This window comes from Microcella sp., from assembly GCF_033763155.1.
GTDB lineage: Bacteria > Actinomycetota > Actinomycetes > Actinomycetales > Microbacteriaceae > Microcella.
Genome location: NZ_JANRKZ010000267.1, coordinates 1 through 8270, shown reverse-complemented (window position 1 = coordinate 8270; position 8270 = coordinate 1). Strand labels below are relative to the sequence as shown.

Genomic DNA, 8270 nt, shown 5'->3' with positions numbered 1-8270 from the left:
CTCGAACTTGTCGCGACGACAATCGGCATTGCGTGGCTCGTGGTTTTCGGCATTGTGCGCGCGACCCGACTCGTCACCCGACCGGTGATGACATCGGCCGCGACACCGGACGCCGCTTAGGTCATACCTATCTTGGTTGCGCGTCACGCGCGCCCGTAGAGTGGACGCATCGATCGCGCATTGAAAGTGTGATCGCCACCACTGAGGAGTCGTGCCGTGCCCCGTCCATCTGCCTCTGTGCAGCTCTATACCGTGCGTGATGCCCTTGCGGCTGATCTCTCAGCGACCACGCAACGACTGGCCGACCTCGGGGTGCGCGCGGTCGAACCGTACGGTCTCGTAGAAGCCGCGGACACCCTCGGTCCCGCTCTTGCCGCGGCGCACCTCACAGCCCCCACCTCTCATGTGACGCTGCATGGCGGCGTTCACGATGCCGCATTCGCCGCGGCGCGAGCGCTCGGCGTCGCGACGCTCATTGACCCCTACATTCCCGAAGAGCGGTGGACCACGCGGTCGGATGTCGCGGCGCTCGCCGCAGAGTTCACCGAGATTGCGCGGCAAGCCGCCGACCACGGTCTGCAGGTCGGGTATCACAACCACTGGTGGGAACTCGAGACTCTCGTCGACGGCACCCCCGCCCTCGAGGTGTTTGCTGATGAGCTTGGTGACGCTCCGGTTGTGCTCGAGCTCGACACCTACTGGAGCGCCGTCGGCGGGGTCGACCCCGTCGCACTGCTCGGCCGGCTGGGCGAGCGCGTTGTCGCGCTGCACATCAAAGACGGCCCGATCTCGCGGGACACGGCACTGCAGCAGCCCGCTGGCCAGGGGGCCATGCCCATCGCCGACATTCTCGCCGCCGCTCCGACGGCGCGACCCGTCATCGAGTTTGACGAATATGCGGGCGACCTGTTCGAGGGCATCGCCGCCAGCATCGCCCACGTGCGCTCGCTGGGGGTCGAACTGTGACGGGCCCTGTCGGCGTCGGAGTCATCGGCGCGGGCGTCATTAGTCAGCAGTACCTCGAGAACCTCACTCGCGCGGCCGACGTGCGCGTGCTCATGGTGGCCGACCTCGACACCGACCGCGCCGCTGCGCGGGCTGCCGAGTACGGCGTTCCGTCGAGTGGTTCGGTAGCCGAACTTCTCGCGCGCCATGACATCGAGATCGTCGTCAACCTCACGATTCCCGCCGCCCACGTTCCCGTGGCGCTCGACGCGCTGGCGGCCGGCAAACACGTGTGGAGCGAAAAGCCCTTTGCGCTCGACCTCGAGAGCGGCCAGGCGTTGCTCGATGAGGCCCACCGCCTCGGCTTGCGCGTTGCGTGTGCGCCCGACACCGTGCTGGGTGCGGGCATCCAGACCGGCCGTCGCTTGATCGAGTCGGGTGCCATTGGTACTCCGCTCACGGCGCTCACGCTCTTTCAGGTCTCTGGCCCGGAGACGTGGCACCCGAGCCCCGATTTTCTTTATGCGCGGGGCGGCGGGCCGCTCTTCGACATGGGGCCGTATTACCTCTCGACGCTCGTGCAACTTATGGGTCCGGCTGCGCAGGTTGTCGCGCGCGGATCGCGGTCGCGAGCATCCCGCGTCATCGGGTCGGGGCCGCGCGCGGGCGAGACGTTTCCCGTCGAGGTTCCGACGCACATCGCTGCCCTCATCGACTTCGAAAGCGGCACGAGCGCGCAGAGCACGTTCTCGTTTCAATCGAGCCGGCCGCGGGTGGGCATCGTCGAGATTTCGGGCACCGAGGGCACGCTGTGCTTGCCCGACCCGAACAACTTCGAGGGCGAGCTGCGCATCTGGCGCGACGGCATGTTTGAGGAGTCAGAGGCCGAGGTCGTGCCCGCGAGCGGGTCGACCTTCTCGCGCGGTGCCGGCGTTGTCGAGCTCGCGCGCGCCATTCGTGCCGGTCGGCCCGAGCGGGCATCGGGCGAGTTTGCGTTTCACGTGCTCGACCTCATGGTGTCGATTCAGCAGTCGGCCGAGACCGACGGCGCCGCGGTGCCGATCGCGAGCACGATTGCGATTCCGCCCGCATTGCCCGAAGACTGGGACCCGACCGCTTCGACCCTCTAGGAGCCACTCATGAGCCACGCACCCCTAGGAGTCGCCTTCGTCGGCGGCGGATTCATGGCAGACGTGCACAGTCGTGCCGCTCGTGCCGCCGGCGCGCGCGTGGTCGGCGTGACCAGCTCAACCCCGGCGCGCTCTCGTGAGGCCGCCGACCGCATCGGGGCCGAGGTGGCCTTTGCCGATGTGGATGCCCTGCTCGCCGACCCCGCCGTCGACCTCGTGCACGTGGTGACCCCGAACGCCTCCCACCATGCCGTCACGGTGCGGGTTCTTGCCGCGGGCAAACATGTGGTGACAGAGAAGCCGCTCGCGACGACCGTGGCCGACGCCGTCGACCTCGAGCAGCGGGCGACCGCGGCCGGAGTCGTGGCCACCGTGCCGTTCGTCTATCGCTTTCACCCCATGGTGCGCGAAGCGCGTGCCCGGGTTGCGGCGGGTCAGGTCGGGCAACTCTTCAGCGTTCAGGGTGCGTACTTGCAAGACTGGCTGCTCGCTGCGGCCGACGACAACTGGCGGGTGTCCACCGAGGCGGGTGGGGCCTCGCGGGCCTTCGCCGACATCGGCTCGCACCTGTGTGACCTGCTCGAGTTTGTGACGGGCGACCGCCTGGTGCGGCTGCAGGCACTCACGAGCACCGTGTTTGCCGAGCGGGCATCCACGGGCCCCGTCAGCACAGAAGACCTTGCCGGAGTGCTCGCGCAGACTGCGAGCGGTGCAGTGGTCAGCCTGCTCGTGTCGCAAGTGGCTCCTGGGCGCAAGAACGGGCTGGTGCTCGAACTGCACGGCGCTACCGAGACGCTGCGGTTCGAGCAAGAGCGCCCCGAAGAACTGTGGATCGGTCGCCGCACTGCCAGCGAACGACACCTGCGCAACAACGACGAACTTCACCCCGACGCGGCACGACTTGCCGTGCTGCCGCCCGGTCACCCCCTCGGCTACCAAGACGCGTTCACCGCGTTCGCCGCCGACACGTATGCGGCCGTGCGCGGAACGGTTGCCGATGGCCTTCCGGTCTTCGCCGATGGCGTGCGCGCGGCACGATTGACGGATGCGGTGCTCGCGTCAGCGCGCTCCGGCACCTGGAGCGAGCTCTAGTCGCGCAGCTCGCGGCCCGAGCACCGCCGTCCCCGACCACCACCACCCGACCAAACCTCGACGAAGGAGTCACTAGTGTCTACGCATCCCGTCACCCTGTTCACCGGCCAGTGGGCCGACTTGACCTTGGAAGAGGTTGCGACTCTTGCCGAGCAGTGGGGCTACGACGGCCTCGAGATCGCGTGCTCGGGCGAGCACCTCGACGTGCAGCGTGCGGTCGAGGACGACGCCTACCTGCAGGGTCGGCTCGACATCCTGAAGCGACACAACCTGAAGGTCTACGCAATCTCGCACCACCTCGCGGGGCAGGCCGTGTGTGACGACCCCATCGACTTTCGGCACCAGGCGATCCTCTCGAGCCGGGTCTGGGGAGACGGCGAGCCGGAGGGCGTGCGCCAGCGCGCTGCCGACGACCTGAAGCTCGCCGCTCGGGCCGCTCGTCGCCTCGGCGTCGACACGGTCGTCGGCTTCACGGGCTCGAGCATCTGGCCGTATGTCGCGATGTTCCCTCCGGTGCCGGCGAGTGTCATCGACGGGGGCTACGACGACTTTGCACGCCGCTGGAACCCGATCCTCGACGTCTTCGACAGCGAGGGAGTGCGCTTCGCGCACGAGGTGCACCCCGGCGAGATCGCCTACGACTACTGGACGAGCGTGCGAAGCCTTGAGGCCATCAATCACCGGGAGGCCTTCGGCTTCAACTGGGACCCCTCGCACATGATGTGGCAGAACATCGACCCCGTGGGCTTCATTGTCGACTTCGCCGATCGCATCTATCACGTCGACTGCAAAGACACTCGCGTGCGCCCGCAGAACGGACGAGCGGGTGTCATGGGCTCGCACTTGGCGTGGGGTGACCCCAAGCGCGGATGGGACTTCGTCTCGACGGGGCACGGCGACGTGCCGTGGGAAGACGCGTTTCGTGCGCTCAAGTCGATTGGCTACGCCGGCCCGATCTCGATTGAGTGGGAAGACGCGGGGATGAGCCGCCTGCACGGTGCCGCCGAGGCAGTGGGTTTTGTGCGCTCGTTGCTGTGGGATCTTCCCGAGCAGTCGTTCGACGCGGCGTTCTCACACCAGGATTAGCCGCGCGAAAAGTGAAACAGTGAGTCCCCCTTTCTGGGGACCGATTCGCCCCCCAACGGGGGACTGCAGGGGGTGTTCGTTAAGCGCACACTGGTCGTGGGGGACAAACCCGGTCCCCCAGATGGTGGACTTGGCCGACCCGAACGGCCGAGTCCTCGGTCGCCCGGTCGCCTCCCACGGCCGGGTGAAGACGCGCACGAACCCGAATCTGAGGCGCTTAATGGTCACTCTGCCCATGGTCATGACTGTGTCGCTCGTGGTGTTTTTCGCGCTGATCGCCGCCGTCGCCGGCACGGGACGGCGTTCACGCGGATCACACCGAGCCTGAGTTCACGCCCCCCACTCCTTCCCCCGAGAGCCCCGGCCTGCTCCCCCCTAGCGGCCGGGGCTCTATCTTGCTCGCGCACCTACGCGCGCACGGATCGCGCAGGGCAGGCTCCAAGACGGCTCATAGGTTCATGCGCGTTACTGGGGTCATGGCTGACGACGAGCTTCCGGAAACCCCCCGCCTCACGCGCCCTGACGGGTCGCCCGTTCGGGCCCTCGTGGTCGATGACGAGCCCTCTCTCGCTGACCTCGTCTCGATGGCCCTCAAATATGAGGGGTGGGATGTTCGCACCGCGCTGACCGGCCAGCAAGCCCTGCAGCACGGCCGCGAGTTCAAGCCCGACGTCGTCGTGCTCGACATCATGCTGCCCGACCTCGATGGTTTGGAGGTGCTGCGGCGTTTGCGCGCCGACGGCAGTGATGTACCCGTGCTCTTCCTCACCGCGAAAGACTCAGTCGACGACCGCGTCGTGGGGCTCACGGCGGGCGGCGATGACTATGTGACCAAGCCCTTCAGTCTCGAAGAGCTCGTTGCGCGGCTGCGCGGGCTGATTCGCCGCAGCACCCTTGTGGTGAGCGAGCGGGCCAATCCCGAGATCACCGTGGGCGACCTCGTGCTCAACGAAGAGAGCTACGAGGTGCGCCGAGGCGACACCGAGATCGAGCTCACCGCGACCGAGTTTGAGTTGTTGCGCTACTTGATGCGCAACCCCAAGCGCGTGCTCAGCAAAGCGCAGATTCTCGACCGCGTCTGGAGCTATGACTTCGGCGGCCGGTCGAGCATCGTCGAGATCTACATTTCGTACCTACGCAAGAAGATCGACAGCCTCGGCCCCGCCATGATCCACACGGTGCGGGGCGTCGGGTACATGATCAAGCCGGTCGCTTAATGCGCGGAGGATGGTCGCTGCAGAAGCGGCTCGTTGCGGGCATCCTCGTGCTGCTCATGATGGCCACTCTCGCGATCGGTGTCTTGAGCGTGTACTTCTTGCGGGCCAACCTGCTCGCGCAGCTGGACGATGAACTTCGGGTCATCGCGGATCGCATCGAGAATTTCGCGGCCCCGGGTCGAGGCCCTGAGCAGAACCTTGATCGCCCGGGCCTTCCGACCGGGTCGCTCATCGGTCTCGTGCAGTCAGACGGATCAGCAGTGGCGGCCTACCTCGACCGCGACGCCAACGTGCGCGAGCTCAGTAGCGTGCAGCTGCGCGTCATCGCAACGCGTACGCTGGGCGACCCAGCGACGGTGCACCTGCCCGGCGGGCTCGGAGAATTTCGCGTGCTCGCAACCGCCACCGAGGGTGGCGCTGCGTTGATCGTCGGCTTGCCGACCGCCGAAGTCTCGGCCACGACGGCCCGCCTCGCGGCCGTCATCGCCGCCGTGCTGGGCGGCATCCTCATCGTTGCGGCCGTGCTCGGGCGCGAAGTGGTGCGACTGGGTCTGCGACCGCTCACGCGCGTGCGCGAAGCAGCGACGGCGGTGACGACTTTGCCGCTTGATCGCGGCACGGTGGCGCTCGCCGATCAGTTGCCCAAGCTCGATACCGATCCGAGCACCGAGGTCGGGCAACTGGGCGTCGCGTTCACGCGCATGCTCGATCACGTGCAAAGCGCTTTTGACTCGCGGCAGGCGAGCGAGCAAAAGGTGCGGCAGTTCGTGGCCGACGCGAGCCACGAGTTGCGCACGCCTCTCGCCGCGATTCGCGGCTACAGCGAACTCACTCGCCGAAGCCGCCAGCCTTTGCCAGACGATATTCGTCACGCCCTCGCGCGCATCGAGTCAGAGTCAGTTCGCATGTCGGCGCTCGTCGACGACTTGCTCTTGCTCGCGCGCCTCGATGAAGGGCGCGAGTTGCGGCATGACCCGGTTGACCTCGCTGCGCTCGTGACCGATGCGGTGGCGGATGCTCAAGCAACCTCGCCCGCCCACGACTGGGTCGTGCGCGTGCCGAGCACTCCGGTCGTTGCCGCGGGCGACCAGCATCGACTGCACCAGGTTGTCGCCAACCTGCTCGCCAACGCGCGCGTGCACACCCCCGAAGGCACTCGCGTCACGGCCGCGCTCGGCACTCTCGAGGGCCGCGCGATCATCACCGTCACCGACACGGGCCCCGGTATTCCCGCCGAAGTGCAGCCCGTGCTGTTCGAAAGATTCGCGCGGGCCGATACCTCGCGCTCGCGCGCCACAGGGTCGACCGGCCTCGGGCTCGCGATTGTGGCTGCCGTGGTGCAGGCGCACGGGGGAGAGGTCGCGGCATCGTCGCGACCCGGCGAAACGGTGTTTCGCGTGAGTCTTCCGATCGCGCGGTCGGCCGCCGTTCGCCCCGCCGTCGCCCCGACCACACCCCCCTCAGCGCCCACCGCCTAGGCGCTCAGCGTCTCGGTGCACACCGCCGATCGCCACTCGCTTTGCGCGGCCCGCCGTGCGTGACGTATGCTGGCCTCTTGCCATAGACCGCCGGTCGTTGCCGTGCGCGCTCGCAGACTCGTCTGAGAGTGGTCACGACAACCGAAGGTTCGCACGCTTCTCACGAAGCGCACGACGGCCCGCGCAGGTGTACTGAACTGAAGCCGTGCCCCTCTGCGAGGGTGCACGAAGAGGCTCGTGCGCGTGCGCATGAGCCTTTCGTCATCTGCGGGCCCCAACGCTCTGCATGAGCTCCGGGTGGTGATGGTGAGACCAACCACAATCAAGAGGAGCACCATGGCGAACAAGGAAGCAACGGTCGCCGAGCTGACAGAACTTTTCTCCAGCTCGACCGCCGTACTGCTCACCGAGTACCGCGGCCTCACGGTGGCACAGCTCAAGAAGCTGCGCACGACCATCCGTGATGACGCGTCGTACGCCGTGGTGAAGAACACGCTGACCAAGATTGCGGCCAACGCTGCTGGCATCGACTCGCTCGATAACATGCTCGCCGGCCCGTCTGCCCTCGCCTTCGTTCACGGTGACCCCGTGACCGTGGCCAAGGCGCTGCGTGACTTCGCCAAGGCGAACCCCAACCTCGTGCTGAAGGGTGGCTACTTCGACGGTAAGCCGCTCGACGCTGCAGAGGTCATGAAGCTCGCCGAGCTCGAGAGCCGTGAGGTGGTGCTGGCAAAGCTTGCCGGTGCCGTCAAGGCCTCGCTCTTCGGTGCCGCATACATGTTCAACGCGCCGCTGGCGCAGGCCGCTCGCGCTGTTGACGCGCTGCGGCAGAAGCAGGAGTCCGGCAGCTGATTTCCAGCCGACCGGTTCACGACACGAAACAACTAGAAGGAGTCATCATGGCAAAGCTCACCACTGACCAGCTCATCGAGGCGTTCAAGGAGCTCTCGCTCATCGAGCTCAGCGAGTTCGTCAAGAAGTTCGAAGAGGTCTTCGAGGTCACCGCCGCCGCGCCCGTCGCGGTCGCCGCCGCCGCCGGCCCCGCCGCCGCCGCCGAGGAGGTCGAGGAGAAGTCGTCGTTCGACGTCGTTCTCGAGGCCGCTGGCGACAAGAAGATCCAGGTCATCAAGGAGGTTCGCGCTCTCACGAACCTCGGCCTCGGCGAGGCCAAGGCCGTCGTTGACGGCGCCCCCGGCGTCGTGCTCGAGGGTGTCAACAAGGAGACCGCCGACAAGGCGAAGGCCCAGCTCGAGGAGGCCGGCGCCACGGTGGTGCTCAAGTAGTCATCGACCCCCGGGTCAGCGACTGCTGAATCGCGCGAG

Annotated in this window: 8 protein-coding genes; all 8 read left to right on the top strand. The window is 67.0% G+C overall.

Features of this window, described 5'->3' with window-relative positions; all coding sequences use genetic code 11:
- Positions 1-216 precede the first annotated feature (216 nt).
- The 8 genes from SFU54_RS11385 to rplL all read left to right on the top strand — a co-directional run bounded on the left by SFU54_RS11385 (position 217) and on the right by rplL (position 8231).
- Positions 217-966, top strand: a complete 750-nt coding sequence (locus tag SFU54_RS11385) for a sugar phosphate isomerase/epimerase family protein (RefSeq protein ID WP_319016388.1) — start codon at positions 217-219, stop codon at positions 964-966.
- Positions 963-2075 (top strand): Gfo/Idh/MocA family oxidoreductase, encoded by a 1113-nt coding sequence (locus SFU54_RS11380; protein WP_319016387.1) that lies wholly within the window; start codon positions 963-965, stop codon positions 2073-2075. Before SFU54_RS11385 ends, SFU54_RS11380 begins: the two co-directional genes overlap by 4 nt.
- A gap of 9 nt (positions 2076-2084) precedes the next feature.
- Complete coding sequence (locus SFU54_RS11375) at positions 2085-3167, top strand: Gfo/Idh/MocA family oxidoreductase (RefSeq protein WP_319016386.1); 1083 nt, start codon at positions 2085-2087, stop codon at positions 3165-3167.
- Between the two features lie 75 nt (positions 3168-3242).
- Positions 3243-4253 (top strand): sugar phosphate isomerase/epimerase family protein, encoded by a 1011-nt coding sequence (locus tag SFU54_RS11370; RefSeq protein ID WP_319016385.1) that lies wholly within the window; start codon positions 3243-3245, stop codon positions 4251-4253.
- 476 nt (positions 4254-4729) lie between these two features.
- Positions 4730-5470: a response regulator transcription factor gene (locus SFU54_RS11365; RefSeq protein WP_319016384.1), complete on the top strand. Its 741-nt coding sequence runs from the start codon at positions 4730-4732 to the stop codon at positions 5468-5470.
- Positions 5470-6948, top strand: coding sequence for a HAMP domain-containing sensor histidine kinase (locus tag SFU54_RS11360; protein ID WP_319016383.1), 1479 nt, complete (start codon positions 5470-5472; stop codon positions 6946-6948). Before SFU54_RS11365 ends, SFU54_RS11360 begins: the two co-directional genes overlap by 1 nt.
- A 336-nt stretch (positions 6949-7284) precedes the next feature.
- Entirely contained in the window at positions 7285-7800 is a 516-nt protein-coding gene (gene rplJ / locus SFU54_RS11355; protein ID WP_319016382.1) for a 50S ribosomal protein L10, read from the top strand.
- A gap of 47 nt (positions 7801-7847) precedes the next feature.
- A complete protein-coding gene (rplL, locus tag SFU54_RS11350) occupies positions 7848-8231 on the top strand; it encodes a 50S ribosomal protein L7/L12 (protein WP_319016381.1) in 384 nt (127 codons plus the stop codon).
- Positions 8232-8270 lie beyond the last annotated feature (39 nt).